Source organism: Actinacidiphila cocklensis (genome assembly GCF_907177275.1).
Classification (GTDB): Bacteria; Actinomycetota; Actinomycetes; order Streptomycetales; family Streptomycetaceae; genus Actinacidiphila; species Actinacidiphila cocklensis.
On sequence record NZ_CAJSLV010000042.1, the window covers coordinates 1 to 16,436 of the forward strand.

Sequence of the window (16,436 nt, forward strand, 5' to 3'; positions counted from 1 at the left end):
CAGAAGGCCCCACCTCTATGCCGCGACGCCTCCACGATCACCCGGTCGGAAACCTCAGTTCGAGACACACCCCACACAGCCGGAACGACAACAGCGACTACGCCACCGCCTTGCGGCTGCTTCGAGGCATCCCGCCGCCGACAGCGCAGATCCCAAGGGTGATCGGGGTCGACGACTTCGCCCTCAAACGTCGACACCGCTACGCCACGATCATCATCGACGCCGAGACCGGTGAACGCCTCGATGTTCTGCCCGGCCGCGAGGCCGCCACCCTCACGGCCTGGCTGCACGGGAAACAGGGGATCGAGGCCGTTTGCCGGGACGGCTCGGCCACCTACGCCGAGGCCATCCGACGCGCCCTGCCTGATGCGGTGCAGGTCAGCGACCGCTGGCACCTGTGGAAAAACCCGTGCGACAAGGTCCTGGCCGAGGTCCGTACCCACGCCCCGTGCTGGGACACCATTAACCCGCCCCGGCCCGGCGGCGTCCGCGAGCAGACCACCCGCGAGCGCCGGCACAAAGTCCACACCCTCCTCGGCCAAGGTGTCGGCCTACTCGAATGCGCCCGCAGACTGAGCCTCGCCCTGAACACCGTAAAACGCTACGCACGCAGCCCCGAACCGCCAGCCGACCGCATCGCCCCCCGCTACCGGCCCACCCTGGTCGACCCCTACCGCCACCACCTGCGCCGGCGCCGGTCCGAGACCCCGGCCGTCCCCGTCACCCACCTCCTGCACGAGATCAGGAAGCTGGGCTACACCGGCAGCGCCAACCTGCTGGTCCGCTACCTCAACCAGGGCCGCGCCGAAGGCGACCGTCCCGTGACAACCCCCCGCCACCTCGCCCGGCTCCTGCTCACCCACCCCGAGCACCTACGGACCAAGGACACCGCCCTGCTCGGCCTCCTCACCGCAGCCTGCCCCGAGATGACCGCACTCGCGCGACTCACCGGCGAGTTCGCCACACTCCTGACCCCGGCCCAGGCCAACAACGACAAGCTCACCCAGTGGATCACCACTGCCCGCAGCGTCAACCTGCCCCACCTGCACAGCTTCTGCAACGGCCTCGAACTCGACCGCGCCGCCGTCAACGCCGGCCTCACCCTGCCCTGGAGCAACGGCCGCACCGAAGGCGTCAACACCCGAACAAAGAAGATCATGCGGCAGATGCACGGCCGCGCCGGTTTCGACCTCCTCCGTCATCGCATCCTGCTGCAATGACTGCCACCGACCGTCACCATCGACTACGAAACAGAGCCGTTGGCTGGACAGACCCGTGAACAAGGCCGTGGCAGGTCCGCACCCACCGGGGAGGGTCGGGCTCCTGTATCGGGGTGATGGTCGATCCAGTTCAGGCTGCCGCGGTTGAGGTGGTGGCGGGCGCGGGTGATGGCGACGTAGGCGAGTCGGGCTTCTGCGGTGTCGATGGGGCCGGGTACGGGGTTGCCGTTCTCGTCCCGCTGGTCGGTGTCTTTGGGCGGGTGGAAGTCGTCGGCGATCTTCACGTTCGGCCATTCGCGTCCTTTGGCCTTGTGGGCGGTGGAGACGGTGACCTGGGCGCCAGCTTCGTCGTGGAGGTGGTCGACAGCGTCGAGGATGTCGTCGGTGCCGTGGCGGTCGATGAGGTCGACGAACGGCTGGAGGTCGCCTCCTGAGGGGTCGTGGGCGGCGTAGTCCTGGACGGTGCCCCAGGTGGGGAACAGGACGAGTTCGGGGTGTGTGGTGCGGCGGCCGACTTTGAGGTCGCGTGCGGCCAGGGCGATGGCGCGCAGGGGTGCTCCGCCGCCGACGAGGGCGGTGCGGTGGCCGGTCCCGAGGAGGCCCAGGATCTCGGTCATGGCGCCGACGTTGGTGCGGCACAGCACCGCGTTGGGGGTGCCGGGAGTGTCGAGGGTGGTGGGGATGGTGTCAGTGCCGGTCAGGCGCAGTGGTGTGCCGGCGGCGGTCAGCCAGCGGTTGGCTTCGTGGGCGAGGGCGGGGCCGAAGCGGAAGGAGCGGGACAGGGTCAGGTGGGTGCCGTTGAAGCCTGTCATGACGTCTTGGGCGCCGCGCCATCCGTAGATGGCCTGGGCGGAGTCTCCGACCATGACGAGTTGGGCGTGGTCTTTCTGGTGGAGGAAGACCTGTTCGACGAGGGGGTTGGTGTCCTGGGCTTCGTCGAGGAGGAGGTAGTCGCAGTCGATGCGGGGGCGGGTCAGTGCCCAGATTTTGAGGTAGTGGTCGTGGTCGAAGCGTGTCCGGCCTTGGTCGGGGTCTTGGAGGTCTTTCCAGGCCAGGTTGGCGTAGGGCAGGACGGTGTGGGCGAGTTCTGTGTGGAGGTCGGGGTCGTCCAGGCCGCGCAGGGCGGGGACGTGGCGGCGGGTGATGACCGGGTCGGCGGAGTGGCAGAAGCGGGAGATGGTGCCTGTCACGGTGTGGGAGAGGGTGCGGGGGGTGATGTCGTGGGGGCCGATGCGGACGGTGGTCGTGATGCCGAGGTCCTGGCCGGTTTTCCAGGCGGGGCGGCGGGGTGCGTTCAGGCGGTGGCGGTAGCGGTGGCCCAGCGCCCGGTAGGCCAGTGAGTGGGCGGTGGTGCAGGTGACGGTGGGTGGGAAGCGGGTGGATGCGTCGGTGGCGGTCGCGCGGTTGTAGGCGAGGTAGCGGCCGCGGCGTGGGGTGCCTGAGGCGAGGAGGGTCAAGGTGGTGGTCTTGCCGGTGCCGGCTCCGGCTTGGATGGCCAGGTGCTGGCCGTCGTGGAAGGCCTCGGCGGCGGCGGTCTGTTCGTCGGTGGGCTGGTGCACAGGGGTTCTCCGGGACGCGGCGCGGTGAAGGGCAGGTCGCTGGGACAGCGCTGGATGGGCGGGCTGGGTCAGGTGTGGGTGCACCGGCGGGGGTGCCGGGTTCCGGGGCGGGCGGTGGGGTGGGAGTCCGGTAGTCGGGTGTGGATGTGCTCGCGGTGGGTGAGCGGTTCGAAGGGTTCCCAGTCGGTCATGGCCATCTCGGCGGTGGCGTGGGTGTGGAGGGGGCAGCGCTGTGCCCGCCAGCGCAGTTGCTCGGTCCCGGGCAGGGCGGAGAGGTCGTAGACGGCCATCAGTAGGCCTGTCGGCAGGGCGAGTTGCCCGACCATCGCGGTGGCCGGCAGGAGCCGCCAGATGCCGGCTGGCCGTTCGGTGTCGCTAAGAGTTCTGCGGCAGCGTGCCCGTGTGGTGGTGGCGCGGGCCAGGCAGGCGATCTCCTCGACGGGGCGGGCGGCCAGGTAGCGGATCCCGAGGATCTGCACGACCGGGCGGGATGGACGGCACACAGCCGGTTCTGCGGTTGCTGGGGTGGGGGTGAAGGTTCCGGTGTCGATCAGGCGGCGGGTACGGGCGGCCAGCGCCCGGCGCAGCCCGGACAGCTCCGGCAGTTCCGCGATCGGGGTGCGGGCTGGGCACAGGGCGGCGTGCGGGAGGCGGCACCAGGCGCTGCCGTCCGCGGTGGGGTAGGCGAGACCGGCGGCCACGTGCCAGCGGCGGCGCTCAGGAACGGTATGGGCGGGCAGTTCTCTGGGGTGCAGCGGTACCGGGCGGTGGTCGGGGCGGTAGTACCACTCGATGGCGTTGCCGCAGTCGCGGCAGCGTCCGGGCTGCCCGCAGCGCAGCAACCGGGTGCTGGCCCTCGGGCTCAGGTGCAGGCTGCGGGAGCGGTGGGCGGTGTTGCGGGAGCCGTCCCAGCGGCGGTTCGGGTGGTCAGGTGCAGCGGTCATGCCGGTGAAGATCGCAGCCGACACGCCAGACACGCCGGAGCATGGCGGGCACTGTCCCCCGGCCGGACGCCGCGCCTCGTACTGCAGCACGCGCATCGAGAAGGTGTTCGCACTGCATCACCGGTGCGGGTAGACCCTGCCTGCGGGTTATCCGGTGCCGATCACGGGGTGGGGCGGCCGGGTGGGGTGTGGTCGGTGCACAGGACACCGAGGAGGTCGTCGAAGGAGGCCCCCAAGGCGTGGGCCAGCGCGTGCCAGGTCTTCAGGGTGCCGATGGTGCGGCCCTGCTCGATCTCGATGACCGTGCGCCGCGACAGACCGGCGCGTTCAGCGAGCTGCTCATAGGTCAATCCCGCGGCCGCCCGCAGACGCGCCAGCTCCAGACGGAGCGCGTCGAAGTCCGGGTCGGGCAGGAAGATCGTCACCCGTCCATCCGACGGTGCAGACCCCTGCACTGTCAGTGCAGACCTCTGCCCTATCTGCGGGCGAACGGGCGAACCGCGAGAGGGCAGAGGTCTGCACTACGGTGTCGCCGGGCCACTACTCCCCCGGCCGCCCATACGCAGTTCGTTCCGTACCGACACCAGGAGGCCACGCACGATGGGGCCCGGCAGGCCTACGCCCTACCCGCCGCGGATCTGGACCGTCGACATCCGCACCCGCAATGGGACGCCGGCTGTGGAATGCCGCACCTGCGGGCAAGTACGCGATCACAGCGGGGGGACAACCGCCGTACGCCGCACCGTGATCAGCCATCTTGCCGGCCACGCCCGCCGCGACCTGACCCCAGACCACCTCAGGACCTGCCAGTGCGGCCATCGCGGCTGCCCCTGGCACCGGCCCCACCGCGGCTGCAGCGGATCTATCCGTCTCGCTCTGACCTTTGACGCAGCCTCACGCAGGTGGCGCTTGGCCGATCTCTGCAACCAGTGCTGCCAAGCAACCGCTGGGACGACGAGCGTCCCCCACCCACCGCCCTCCACAGCCCGGCCCCCATCGGCAGCAGACCCCGCTGCCAGCGCCTCTACGGACTTCGCAGACGAAGACCCACTGGTCTGGGACACCGCATGAAGTGACCGCGGGGCAGTTCGCCGACGCGTGCGCTCCTGAGCCTGATTTGACCTCACCCGGTAGGCCAGTTGCTCTGCCATGCAGGCCGGGACTTGATCAGGTTCTCATCTCTCGCCAAAGAACTATCAGATGATGATGTTCGCCGAGCCAGAGCCGTGGGTCATCGACGGCACTGTCCGCAGCCGACAAGAGGTGCTCGACCGCCAGCAGATCCGCCGTCCCACCGCTCGTGAGGCAGACGGGCAGTGGAGAGAGGGAGTGAGTTCCTGCAGGCTGACACCACTAGGGCACCGGACAATCCCCTCCCATTTGCGGCGGAGCGCATACGGCGACTACCGGAACCTGGGGTGAGCCCTTCAGGGGCGCCGACAGATCCGTGCTGCGCCTTGGCCCGCTGCTCCCAACCTGGCAACTGGCCGACGCGTGCCGCCGGTACTGCACTCCGATGCCGGGAGCAGCAGCTGTTACGGTCACGACGCCCGCCGCAGCGAGCCAGCCCTCCTTCCCGGTAGGCAGCGCCATCTGGACAGCGCCGCGCGGGGACGGCAACGACATCAAGGCCGGGGAGTCGCCCCCGAGGCTCCTCCCTGACGATCGCCTGAGGCACGGGCCAACCGCACTCCGGGCCGCTGGGAACTCGCCAGCGTGACGGCTGAGACAGTCGTGTCGCATGTTTCTGTCTGGTGCCACTTCAATACGCAGACTTATTCCGGCATGCCTGAATGGCATATGCGCTGGGCGCATGGGTGCCCCTTTCGAGGACCACGAAAGGACCGACTTGCCACCCTTTCCTCGCAGAAGCCACAGGGGAAAGGGAGTTCTGGTGCAGGTGTTTTCTCTGCCCCGTTGGCCAGTTTCTGCCATCAATGTGAATATTCCTGCGCGGATCTGGTTCTCCCGATGCTCCAAATGTCCGCCATTATGACTACGAGGCAGGGCGGGGCGCAGGCTTCCGACCTCGGAGGCAGGGCGCGTCTGACCTGGTAGTCTCGCATCTCCCGGGTGGGCGCGTTCATTTCCGCGGGCTCACAGCGTTGACAGGTACGCGGTAGCAGTCCGCCGGCGTGCGGAGGCAAAGGCAGGGTGGCGGGTTCTGGCTGGACGTTGAGAGTTCCGCAAGTATGATTCTTACCCGCAGGCTACTGGCCGGTTGTCGCATGCGGCAGACTGCGTCATGTTCCCTGGCGACATCTTGTGGGTATGCCAGATATCCGGAGGCCTGCCACGGATGTACCTCTGGGGCTTACGGCTTGCAGAAACGTGAAGTCTCCCCGCGCACTCGGTCCGGATCGCATATGCCGGATGCAAGGGTCTGCGGGGCGCGACCGCAGTAGAGCCGGCATCCGGATGGCCGGCCGGGGGAGGTAGTCCGAGTGCCCGAGGCACGAGAGGCGTGGCGCAAGAGCAGCTTCTGCGGCAACGAGACCGAGTGCGTCGAGGTCGCCCTGGGCGGTGGCCGGGTGAGGGCGCGCGATTCCACGGATCAGGCAGGGGCCGAGCTTGCCTTCTCGGCCGCCGCGTGGAGAGCGTTCATCGCCGCCGTGGTGTGCGGGGAGTTAGAGGTCTCGTGAACGCACACGGTACGGGAGCGTGGGCGCGGTGAAGGCGCTGACACCGGTGGAGGCGCCGGCAGGCAAGGGGCGGCGGCTTATCTCACGCCGTGCACGCAGTGCCGTGGTGTATCTGTCGTACGGTGCCGCTGCCATGGCGGTCGCGGCGGGGGCGTCGCTGCTGGCGGACGGCACTACTGCCAAGCGCGTGGTGTGGCTGGTGTCGGGAGTGGGATTCTCCGTGGCGGCGGGCATCGTCCACGCAGTGGCCCAGCCCCTCACGAGACGTCGGCCTGACTCTGACCGCCCTGTTGCCCTGGCGGTAGTTGCGTCTGCCGACCGCCCGGAAGCGGAGAAACGGTTTCGGTCCGTACCGGGTCGTCGCGTCGCATCGCATCGCTGACGGCGCGCCGGACTATCCGTGCGCGTATCTTTCGCCAGACAGCGGTGGCCACCCAGGCGATGGCGGCTAAGCCGGCCGTGCCCGCGGCCTTCGCCACGCCGGGTGACACCGGAAGGTGCATCCCCTTGATAGCGCGGGGGACGCCGAAGGCCCACAACGCGGCGACGAGGACGACCGCGCCTCCAACCCCCCAGGTCATCTTGTTCTGGAAGCGGCTGTTGATCTGCTCGGTCTGTGATCGGAGCAGGTCCTTGCGCTGTTCCGTCTCGGCCTTCATGTAGGCAATGTCGGCGTTCTTCTTCGCCTCGATCACCGCAGTGAGTCGGTCGGCCTTTGCGTCGTCTTCCATCGCAGCCCGGACCACACCTGGCGTGAGGAACGACGCAGCGGTTGCTTCCTCCTGGGGATCGGGGGCCGGTAGGGCGGGCGGTTCCTGTCCGCCTTGGGGTACATCGCCTGCGCGATGCCGGGTGAGCCGCCACATCGTGAGACCTAGGCCTCTCTGACTTGCGCCGCGAGCGCCGGTGACCAGGCCTCAGCGCCTTCCGCACTCCTCCTTGATACGGGTAATCAGTTCGGTTGCGGCCTCCCCCTTCACAGCCCTCAAGCTGATCGTCTCGAAGCACTCCTGGTACCGGGCCATGAGGTCCATGTCGTTCTGGTTGGTGAGGCTGCCGGTGGTGTGTTCGAGGTACAGAAGGTCGTCGTCGTCGGCGAAGCCGAGCAGGACGAAGCTGCCCAGGGTGCTGAAGTGGGCGCCGCTGTCGGCGGGCAGGACGGTGATGTCGACGGCCGACCGGGCGCTCATCTCCAGCAGGTGGTCGAGCTGCTGGCTCATCACGTGCGCGCCGCCGATGGTGCGGCGCAGGGCCAGTTCGTCCAGGACGAAGGAAGCCTGCGGGCCACCGTCGAAGATCCGCTTCTGCTGGGCCATGCGCAGGTCGACGACCCGTTCGGCTCGCTCGGGTTCGACCCGGGGCTCGAGTAGGGCCATCGCGTAGTCCTGCGTGTGCAGGTGCCCGGGGATGACGATCGGGTGGTAGGAGCGGATGGAGGTCGCCGCGCTCTCGAAGCCCAGGTACTGGGCGTAGGTGGTGGTGAGGACGTCGTTGTACGGCGCCCACCAGCTGGGGCCCTTGCTGCCGCGGGCAGCTGCCTCCAGCGCGGCGACCGCCTGCTGGTCATCGATCCCGTACAGCTGGAGCAGGGCGCGCAGGTCGGTTACGGACACGCTGACCGTGCCGGTCTCGATCCGGATGAGCTTGGACAGTGACCACTCGAGGGTCTGGGCGGCCAGGCGCTGGGTGAGGCCGGCCTTCTCGCGGGCCACCCGCAACTCCATGCGCAGTTTGCGGCGGTTGAGGCTGGGATCGACTGTGCTGGGCATCGTGTTCCTTCACGGGCGGAGAGTGTCGCCATACTTCCATATGATGTGCGTCATGCCGAACTTACCTGTCAGCTATGTTCATTGTGACACTGTCATCTAGAAGTACCCTATCCGACACCTGTCATCCCGGAGTGTGGGAGGCTCGGTCGGCTGCGGCGTCCACGCGCCGCCCGGCCGCCACAGCGCACGCCGGGGGACGCAAGACGGCGGGACGCCCCGGGGAACGTGCTCCGGTGCGGTAGCGCCCGTCACTGCTTCCTAGTCACCGTCAGGCCGCCTCCCTTCGCGGGGAAGCAAAAAAATATTCGTGCCGTCCCCCGAGGGGAAGCCCGCCCGGGGCGACTAGGAGCACACGGGCGGACGATGAGGCGTAGCGCTTCGAGGAGGAGTGCGTGGTCATCAACGAGGGGCCTCGCGCGGGAAGTCCCCGCACCGCACCACCGCATAGCCGTGCCCCGTCATGGAGCGCCGTGACCGGGATCCACACGCCGGGCGCGGTGACCGGCGACGGCCCGGCCGTGCAGGCACCGGCAGCCGGCAGCCGCGCGTCGACGGCGCTACTGGAGGCGGAGGGCATATCCGACGAGCAGCTCCTGGAGATGCTGCGGGCCTTCGGCCTCGACTCCCCGCTGGGACAGAAGGTGTACCAGCGGCTCCTGCGCTACGAGTTGGCGGCGCTCAACTCCTGGATGAGCAGCGGCCTGATCTGGGAGAAGATCGCCACCCTCACCTACGCCAAGTCCGGTGCCGCCTACCGCGGGCGCAGCGTGTGGACCAGGCAGGAAGGCGAGGAACTACGCAAGGACACCGTCGCCCAGGGCCTTCTTGAGCTGGAGAAGATGGTGCTCGGCAGCTGGGATCCCGCCCTGGGCGCGGGGTTGAAGACGTTCTTCACCACCCGATGCCTGTGGATCTTCCTCAACAACTACAAGAAGCTGCTGCGCACCAAGAAGATCGTGCTGGTGCCGCTGGAGGAGATGCCGACGGCGCACCCGAGCGACCCCCAGGACGTGGTGGTGGCGCGGGAGACCGCCCGCGAGGCGCTGTCGCAGCTCCCGCGGGAGATGCAGATGATCCTCCAGCTGCGGGCCGAGGACTACACGAACCGGGAAATCGCGGAACTGGTCGGCATCACGGAGAAAGCTGTGGAGGGCCGCCTTCACCGCTACTACGAGCGCAACCAAAGGGGGGGCTTCGATGAGCAGTGAGCACGGCTCGTACGGCCGGCACCCGGCACCCGGTATGTGGGCCGGGCTGCCAGGCTCCACCGCCATGGGCTCCCCCGAGCAACCGCCAGGCTGCGAGGCGGCCCCAGCCCGCACCGGCCACCCTGTACACGACCCCGGCAGCCCCCCGTACGCGTGGCACGGCCCGCACGGGACCGACCCGGCCGGGCATGAGGCCGAGCCCCTCGCTCTGCACGAGTACCTGCTCCTGCTCGGCGGGCACACCACCCAGGCCACCTCTTCACCGCCCGCCGGCACCGGGACCGTTCCACAGCCCGCCGGCCCGCCGCCGGCACCGGATACCGCCGACCGGCCGCTGACCGTCGGCCGGGGCCAGGAGCTCACCGCCGCCGAGGCCGACGCGCTGATCGCCAGCTCCTCACTGGGCACACCCGGCGTGGCCGACATAGCAGCGCGTACCAGCGAAGAAGACGCCGCCGACGTCATGCAACGCCTGCACGCCCTGCGACAGCCGCCAGCCGAACCGCCGCCGGCCGAGTACGCCTTCGAACGGTGGATCGAGAAGTCCCACAACCTCCCGCACGCACTGATGCGCATGGGGCACTCCTACGCGCGGCAGCACTTCAACCACCGCGCCGACCTGTGCTTCCGCGCCGCGATGGCCGCCGGGCACCCCGACGCCGAACAAGCACTGGCGGCACTGCCCCGCACCCGCGAAGGCCTCATCGAACCCGGCCGCGATCCCGGCGGGCATCGCACCGACGAGGCCCGCTCCCCCGCCGGCACGCACGACGTGCGCCTGGAGGACGACGCGATGCCTTCGGCCTTTGCCGACAGCCCCGGCAGCGCCGCACAACCGGCCCGAGGCCTGGGCTGGGCATCGGGCATGCAGGCCATCTGACCGCCTCCGGACGGGTCGCTCGGCGTGAGCGTCCAGGCAGCTGAGGCCGCGCAGGCCGACGGTGAGTTACGCAGCACGCACGGCTCGGATGCCACACCCGGGCCGCGGGCAGCATGAACTGCGGGAGGGGCACCGCCCCGCACAGCGACAATGCCGGGCCGGCACTCGGGCAGGACCGGGCGGGCCGGCGGCCTACTGCGGGCCACTGGGCCGGGCAGGTGCCGCGCACCGGTGAGCGCGGCAGTCAAGACAAGCAATGCCGGGAGGGCATCGATGAATCTGGTCAGCGGGCTGGCCGTGGCCGTGGTGGCTGCCGCCGTGTATGTCGGATGGCGCCTGTTCCACTACCCCGGCGGCTGGGACTTCGCCTTCGGCACGGCCCACGCCAGCGCCCGAGCCGACCTCGACCGCGCCCGCCGGCAAGCCGACACCCTCAAGCGGGAATCGGACAAGGAACTCAACGCCGCCCACGGCCACTTGAAGCGTGCACAGCACCAGCAGCGCGAGCAAGCGCGCGCCATCGAGCGGCGGATCGCCGGGCTGCTCCGCCCCGGACGCGGAAGCATGATCAGCCAGCTCGGGGACGTCAGCCTGCACGAGCACAGCGTCCTCGTCGACGACAAGGAGATCCCGCTGGCCGACCTGGTCGTGCGCCTCGATCACGCCCAGCACCAGCACTTCCTGTACCTCACCCCGGCCGACGGCAACGTCTGCCTACACCGCTACCCGCGCAGCGACCACGAAGAGGACATCGTCCGCCGCTTCGCCATCCGCCTGGAAAACGCCATAGCCGACGAGAACGCCTACCGCATCCGCGCCACAGCACAAGCAGAAGTCGCTGAGAAGGAACTCGCCGAGGTTCGCGCGGACACCACCGCCCAGGACACAGCACGCGCGCACATCTCTGAGGTAGAAGAACGCCAGCGACACGACACGCGGCACCACGACGCCCACCAGAACCTCGAAGCCGCACGCGACCGGTGGCAGGAGCTCACCGGGAAACGCCCCCGCTGACATGACCGGCCCCTGGGTGGAGGCCGTGCGACCACCACTCGATGCGCGCACTGGCGGCGTGCGAACGAGTTCTCCACACTGGGTAGCTACTCGAAGGAGCCCAAGGGGGGTGGCACGCTGCTTACGGAGATCATGATTGATAGCGGAACAGGCCAGGAGGCCGATCTGCGTTCGCTGGCCGACTGGTTACGACGCGAGCCTTCACTGCGCATGGCCCAGCTCTCCCTCAGGCAGGCGGACACGCAGCCGGGGAGCATGGGCGGCTGGGTGGAGGCCGTCCAGATGGTCACAGACAACGGGTGGCAGGCGGCTTCGTTCGTCTTGTCGCTGATGACGTGGCGACAGACCAGGCCCACCGGTCCACCGGTGACGATTCGCCGCGGAGATGTCGAGGTGGTCCTGACCTCTGGTGACCCGCAGGAAGCCGCCCGGATCGCTGAGCTTCTCCAGCGGACCGCAGATGCCGCAGGCCCCGAGGACCGCAACGTTCACGGCTCCCAGGGCGGTGCGGACGGCAACGACACCGGTACCGATGCCAGCACCGAGGACGTGGGGCAACAGCCGTGAGCAGCCGGCCGGATCCCATCGCTTCACGGGCCGTACTCGTCGGTGTGAGCCGTTACGCCTTCCTCGAGCCGTTGCCAGCTGTGGCCAACAACCTGCCCGCGTTAGCATCCTTGCTCACCGCAGCCAACGCATGGGGGCTGCCCGAAGGCCATTGCACGATCATTTCCGAGCCCCAGAGCGGCCAAGAGGTCGCTGACGTCCTCTGGCAGCAGGCACAGGAAGCTACCGACACCCTGCTGTTCTACTTCGGCGGGCACGGGCTCATCGACAGTCGCGGCGAGCTCCTGCTGGGCCTGGCAAGCTCGCGTCATGGCCGCAGCCACACGGGGATCTCCTACCAGTGGCTGCGCGAGGCCATGGGGGAAGGCCGATCCCAGCGCTACGTGGTGATCCTCGACTGCTGCTTCAGCGGCCGGGCGCTGGGCCTCATGGGCACAACCAACGATCTCGTCGACAGCGCGCAGATCGACGGCAGCTACCTTCTGGCCGCGGCCGGCGAGAACGCCCTCGCACTCGCCCCGCCCGGCGAGACCTACACCGCCTTCACCGGGGAACTGCTGGCCTGCCTGACATCCGGAATACCAGGCGGCCCTGCCGAACTCGACCTGGAAACCGTGTACCGGCACCTGCGCGAGCAACTCGCAGCAAAGGCCCGACCGGCCCCGCACAAACGCGACCGGAACACCGCCGGCGCCCTGGTACTGGCCCGCAACCGCGCCTACCGCCCCCAGGCCGCTCGCTCGGCGGTTCCCGACCCTCCGACTGCACCAGCATGGCCCGACCCCGCCTCCTTCACCACCGCCCAGGACTTCCTTGATGCCCTCGGACAGGTTCGGGCTGTCGCCGGCTTGCCCGTGCAGCACGTCGCCGGCAGCGCCGGCGTCTCAGCCAGCACCATCAGCACGCTGATCAACCGCACCACACTGCCTGCACGGTGGACCACGACCGGCGCCTATCTACTCGCCTGCGGCCTGACCGCCGAGCAGGAAGCCGAGTGGAAAACGGCATGGCAGCAACTACGAGCCCAATCCACAACGACCGCACCTACCGCTTCCTCGTCTCGGTCCTTAGCCGTTGAGACGAGCACAGGCCCTGCTCGCCCGCGCTGGTGGCGACGCAGTCAGACCAGCCGCGGCTAGCCACCGCGAATCTGACTGCCGCACGGACCCGCCACCAGAACGGGCCTGGAACACCAGCCCCGCTGGGCGACTAACGGCCCGCAGAGGCCGTTGGGGCCGGGCGCGGGGTGGAACCGTGCGCCGACCCATGCGAGAACAGCCCCAACCACGCCCCGACAAGCAGCAAGCCCACCACCAGTGCCGTCGAGGCCTGCTTCTTCCCCAACCGGCCGCCACGCGTACCCCCGGACTTGTTCACCCAGTGACCCGCCCGGTAATAGCGCCCAGAACCCTGCGACACAACGCCTCCCCTTCGGTCTGTCCGCGGTGAACCCCTCCACCACAGTCACACAGTGTGGCAAGTTCCCCATCGAAACACGACAAGATCACCCGGTTTGGCAGAAATTCATGCACTACCTAAAGCGACAGATGCGCCGCCCTGTGACATTAGTGCTGCTCGCCGCGGTACCCGCGTGCCGAGCTCTTGGCTGCGGCTGGAAGAGGTGACTGGAAGGCGCCGGACGGCAGGGTCGGTTCAGGTCTATCAGCAGGCGCTGACAGCCGAGTCCACCGACGGACGCGGCACACTGCCCCACGAAAATGCACACGCCTCACCGCGCGAGCACTGAAGCGGAACAAATCCGCGTACGAGACTTCCATCTGCGTCGCGCGGAGACGCACACAACGAGCGGTCGCATGGTGCATGTGATCGTCGCAAAGGAGCGGGGCCCGGTCCGGGACTGTTGGGTTAGCGCCGGGGCTGAAGGCCCTGCGGCATTTCCGGGGACAATGCGGGCGCTGGTCGTCGACCTTCACAAACGTCCCCATTGCCATCCGGACTCTAGACGCTCGACATCGCAGGCGAGTGTAGCGGTGAATCACTGCCCTCAGAACGACGCGCTCCTCCAGTAGAACGCCGACCAGTCGGCTGGATTCCTCTCGGCAGCGGGTCCCTGTAGCGCAGGAAGCCCGGACAGGCAAACATCCACAACGGTGGCCTACCTCGGGGATGTCGCTGCATCTCGAGGGTTAACTTGACGAGGCCGCACAGACTTGGTCTCAGGCCGGGTCGTCGAAGCCGTTCATCTTCCGCAGGAGCCAGAGCACTAGTTCCAGGCTGTAGGTGAGTTCGAGGTTCTCCTCCAACGCCTGCTTAAGTTCGTCGGTGAGCCCGGCCCATGCCCGGAAATTTCCGTGGCAGCCGGCGTCATCGATAACCGGGATGTCCTCGACTGAGGCCGCATCCCATACAGGATGGAACTTGTACACGGTCTCCAGGACTTCGTCGGGCGTGAGCGGGGTGAACTTGGTCCACAGCTTGATACGGCTCTTCCAAGCAGGGCGGGCGAGCATTCTGCGGCGGAAGTCGTGGGCGCCGACCATGACGATGGACAGGTGGAGGTCCCGTCTGTCGTATAGGGCGCGCAAGTAGTCCAGGCTCCGGTTGTCGAGCCGCTGAGCCTCGTCGCACAGCAGGGTGTGGGGGTGCTGGGCGAGGACCGCGAGGATCGCTGCATCGCGTGCGGTGTCGCTGGTCAGGTCTGCTGGGACGTTGAGGCCCGTGGCGAGGGCGTGTCTGAAGGCTTTGATGCCGATGCCCAGGGGCTGGACGGGCACGGTGGTGTTCGGGGCGAGGTCGTGCAGGGTCACGCCGACGGAGAGGGTCTTGCCGGTCCCGTAGTCGCCGTATACGCACATGACCTTGTGGCCCTGGACGGCTGCGTTCAGGGCTTTTTGGGTCCGCAGGACGGCTTGGGTGGGCACGAGTCTGGCGCCGGGGACTTTCAGGTATGCGGCCAAATCGAAGGTCGGTGCGGCCGGGGCTTGGGACATCAGTGGCTGCTCCTTGGGTCGGCAGCGGGAGGTGGTTCGGGGGGAGCGGCCCAGGAGGCGGTCGGGGGCGGCAGGAGCAGGAAGGGCTCGGCTCTGCCTTGCCGTAGTGGCCCCGGTGCCGGTTTGGCTTGTTCGTCGGGTGCCCAGGTCGGCGTGGGGGCGGGCAGAGGCAGCAGGTCGCGATACGGGGTGGGCTCGGCGGGTGGCTCGTCGAGATCTTCGAGGTACTGGGCGGCCTGGTCATGGGACATCGCCTCGGCGAACCGGGGTGGTTGGGGGGTGGTGGTCGGGGCGTGACGCTCGATGCGGAGCATTTCAGCGCGTTCACGCTTGCGGCTGATCTGCTTGGCTTTGCGGTCGGCGGCCTGGCGTACTGCGCGGCGCTCTTGCGGGGTCGCCTGGTTGGTGGCGACAGCGGAGCCGAGGTGCTTGCCGGTGGTCGCGTCGTACAGTTCGATTTCCCGGTCCTGGTTGGGCATGTGCCGCAGCATGACCATCGTGCCGGCCGATGCGTCGTCGTTCATCCAGGGCGCGGTGTAGCGGTTGTTCTTCCATTGAACGCCCTTGTTCGTGATCTTCCGTGGTTTGTCGGGGCCGGCGAGGGTGTAGGTGTGGAGTGCTTCTGCGTCGATGTTGAAGATGACGGTGAGGTCGTTGTCCCATGCCTGTGCCGGTGTGCGGTCGCCCAGGTGGGGTTTGGGCCACCGGTTGTTCCATTCGTCGATCCAGCGTTCGACCTTGGTGACGAAGTCCTTGAAGGACATCAGGCCGTCGGTGCTGGTGGGCTTTTTCGATCCGCTGGGCCGGGTTCGGGGCTGCTTGCCTGGCGGGGCGTCTTCGATGAAGCCGGGCAGGCCTTGGAATAGGTTCGATTTGACGGCGCTGTTGAGGCCCTCGACGGTTCCCTTGCGGTCGGGTCTGCGGGGTGGCAGCGGGTGCAGGGGAACAGCGAGGTTGCCGAAGGCCTGGCTGACGACAGTGCTGAGGAAGTCCGCGCCGCGGTCGATGCGGACGGTCTGGGGCCGGCCTCCGAAGGGTCCGTAGGGGCCGCCGCGGGCCAGGGCGGCGCGTGCGGCGGCCATGATCGAGCCGCTGTTGGGAAATCCCGGGGTGATGGATTTGCCGGGAACTACCTTGGTGGAGCCGTCGATGAACCAGGTGATCCACGGCTTGGCGGGCTGGCCGTCGACGTTGACCCACACGCTTGCCTGGACATGGTCGCCTTCCCAGACCTGGTTGCGGTGGTCGAAAATCTCTCGGCCGTGGACGGTGTAGCGGCGTGCCGCGCACTCTCCGTGGCGCAGGCCCTCGAGGAATGCCTTGTCGAAGGCGGCGTTGACGGCGCTGTAGAAGGTGGCCAGGCACGGCAGCGGAGGGTCGTCCTCGTAGGGGTGCGTGGTCAGGCGCTGCCAGGTGGCGTTGATGTTTCCGCGCTGGATAGCGACTTCGTCGATCATGTTGGCGGTAAGGGTGAAGCGTTTGCGCTGGGCGGGGGTGTAGGTGCCGCCGTGGGCGCGGGCGTTGTCCATCCACCGTTTCACGGTCTTTTCGTCGACGCCGTAGGTCCTGGCGACGGTCTTGCGGTGGGGTGCGGTGTCGGTGTTCTGCTGTTCCAGTTCCAGCAGGTGCCGGACGGATTCGGTGCGTAGTTCGATGTCCTGTGCGGGGATGTGTGCGGGCAT

13 protein-coding genes and 1 pseudogene are annotated in these 16,436 nt (G+C 68.3%); 7 read left to right on the forward strand and 7 right to left on the reverse strand.

The window, feature by feature from the left end; all coding sequences use genetic code 11:
• Positions 1 to 98: 98 nt before the first annotated feature.
• Positions 99 to 1,220: pseudogene (locus NFU81_RS05920) on the forward strand (ISL3 family transposase); the annotation flags it as partial.
• Between the two features lie 23 nt (positions 1,221 to 1,243).
• On the opposite strand, the gene NFU81_RS05925 reads toward NFU81_RS05920, so the two are convergent.
• The 3 genes from NFU81_RS05925 to NFU81_RS05935 all read right to left on the reverse strand — a co-directional run bounded on the left by NFU81_RS05925 (position 1,244) and on the right by NFU81_RS05935 (position 4,148).
• Positions 1,244 to 2,779, reverse strand: a complete 1,536-nt coding sequence (locus NFU81_RS05925) for a UvrD-helicase domain-containing protein (protein ID WP_251485720.1) — start codon at positions 2,777 to 2,779, stop codon at positions 1,244 to 1,246.
• 68 nt (positions 2,780 to 2,847) lie between these two features.
• Complete coding sequence (locus tag NFU81_RS05930; protein ID WP_251485721.1) at positions 2,848 to 3,723, reverse strand: DUF6083 domain-containing protein; 876 nt, start codon at positions 3,721 to 3,723, stop codon at positions 2,848 to 2,850.
• A 161-nt stretch (positions 3,724 to 3,884) separates the two neighbouring features.
• Positions 3,885 to 4,148 carry a helix-turn-helix transcriptional regulator gene (locus NFU81_RS05935; protein ID WP_251485722.1) on the reverse strand — a complete coding sequence of 88 codons (264 nt, stop codon included), beginning with the start codon at positions 4,146 to 4,148 and terminating at the stop codon, positions 3,885 to 3,887.
• 2,019 nt (positions 4,149 to 6,167) lie between these two features.
• Here NFU81_RS05935 and NFU81_RS05940 point away from each other — a divergent pair.
• Positions 6,168 to 6,365, forward strand: coding sequence for a DUF397 domain-containing protein (locus NFU81_RS05940; RefSeq protein ID WP_251485724.1), 198 nt, complete (start codon positions 6,168 to 6,170; stop codon positions 6,363 to 6,365).
• 257 nt (positions 6,366 to 6,622) lie between these two features.
• Here the strand turns inward: NFU81_RS05940 and NFU81_RS05945 are convergent, their stop codons facing one another.
• Positions 6,623 to 7,096, reverse strand: coding sequence for a hypothetical protein (locus NFU81_RS05945; RefSeq protein WP_251485727.1), 474 nt, complete (start codon positions 7,094 to 7,096; stop codon positions 6,623 to 6,625).
• Between the two features lie 186 nt (positions 7,097 to 7,282).
• Complete coding sequence (locus NFU81_RS05950; RefSeq protein ID WP_251485730.1) at positions 7,283 to 8,134, reverse strand: helix-turn-helix domain-containing protein; 852 nt, start codon at positions 8,132 to 8,134, stop codon at positions 7,283 to 7,285.
• A gap of 470 nt (positions 8,135 to 8,604) precedes the next feature.
• On the opposite strand from NFU81_RS05950, the gene NFU81_RS05955 reads away from it, so the two are divergent.
• From NFU81_RS05955 to NFU81_RS05975, 5 genes are all read left to right on the forward strand, one after another.
• Positions 8,605 to 9,342: an RNA polymerase sigma factor gene (locus NFU81_RS05955; protein WP_251485732.1), complete on the forward strand. Its 738-nt coding sequence runs from the start codon at positions 8,605 to 8,607 to the stop codon at positions 9,340 to 9,342.
• A complete protein-coding gene (locus NFU81_RS05960) occupies positions 9,332 to 10,222 on the forward strand; it encodes a hypothetical protein (RefSeq protein ID WP_251485734.1) in 891 nt (296 codons plus the stop codon). Before NFU81_RS05955 ends, NFU81_RS05960 begins: the two co-directional genes overlap by 11 nt.
• Before the next feature lie 273 nt (positions 10,223 to 10,495).
• The gene (locus tag NFU81_RS05965; RefSeq protein ID WP_251485736.1) at positions 10,496 to 11,236 is read left to right on the forward strand and encodes a hypothetical protein; all 741 of its coding nucleotides are present in this window, start codon (positions 10,496 to 10,498) and stop codon (positions 11,234 to 11,236) included.
• 132 nt (positions 11,237 to 11,368) lie between these two features.
• On the forward strand, positions 11,369 to 11,803 hold the full coding sequence (locus tag NFU81_RS05970) for an effector-associated constant component EACC1 (RefSeq protein WP_251485739.1): 435 nt from the start codon (positions 11,369 to 11,371) through the stop codon (positions 11,801 to 11,803).
• Entirely contained in the window at positions 11,800 to 12,942 is a 1,143-nt protein-coding gene (locus NFU81_RS05975) for a caspase, EACC1-associated type (RefSeq protein ID WP_274038194.1), read from the forward strand. The genes NFU81_RS05970 and NFU81_RS05975 overlap by 4 nt, the downstream gene beginning before the upstream one ends.
• A gap of 1,038 nt (positions 12,943 to 13,980) precedes the next feature.
• Here the strand turns inward: NFU81_RS05975 and NFU81_RS05980 are convergent.
• Together NFU81_RS05980 and NFU81_RS05985 are read right to left on the reverse strand one after the other, a co-directional pair.
• On the reverse strand, positions 13,981 to 14,754 hold the full coding sequence (locus NFU81_RS05980; protein ID WP_251485743.1) for an AAA family ATPase: 774 nt from the start codon (positions 14,752 to 14,754) through the stop codon (positions 13,981 to 13,983).
• Positions 14,754 to 16,436: a Mu transposase C-terminal domain-containing protein gene (locus tag NFU81_RS05985; RefSeq protein ID WP_251485746.1), complete on the reverse strand. Its 1,683-nt coding sequence runs from the start codon at positions 16,434 to 16,436 to the stop codon at positions 14,754 to 14,756. Before NFU81_RS05985 ends, NFU81_RS05980 begins: the two co-directional genes overlap by 1 nt.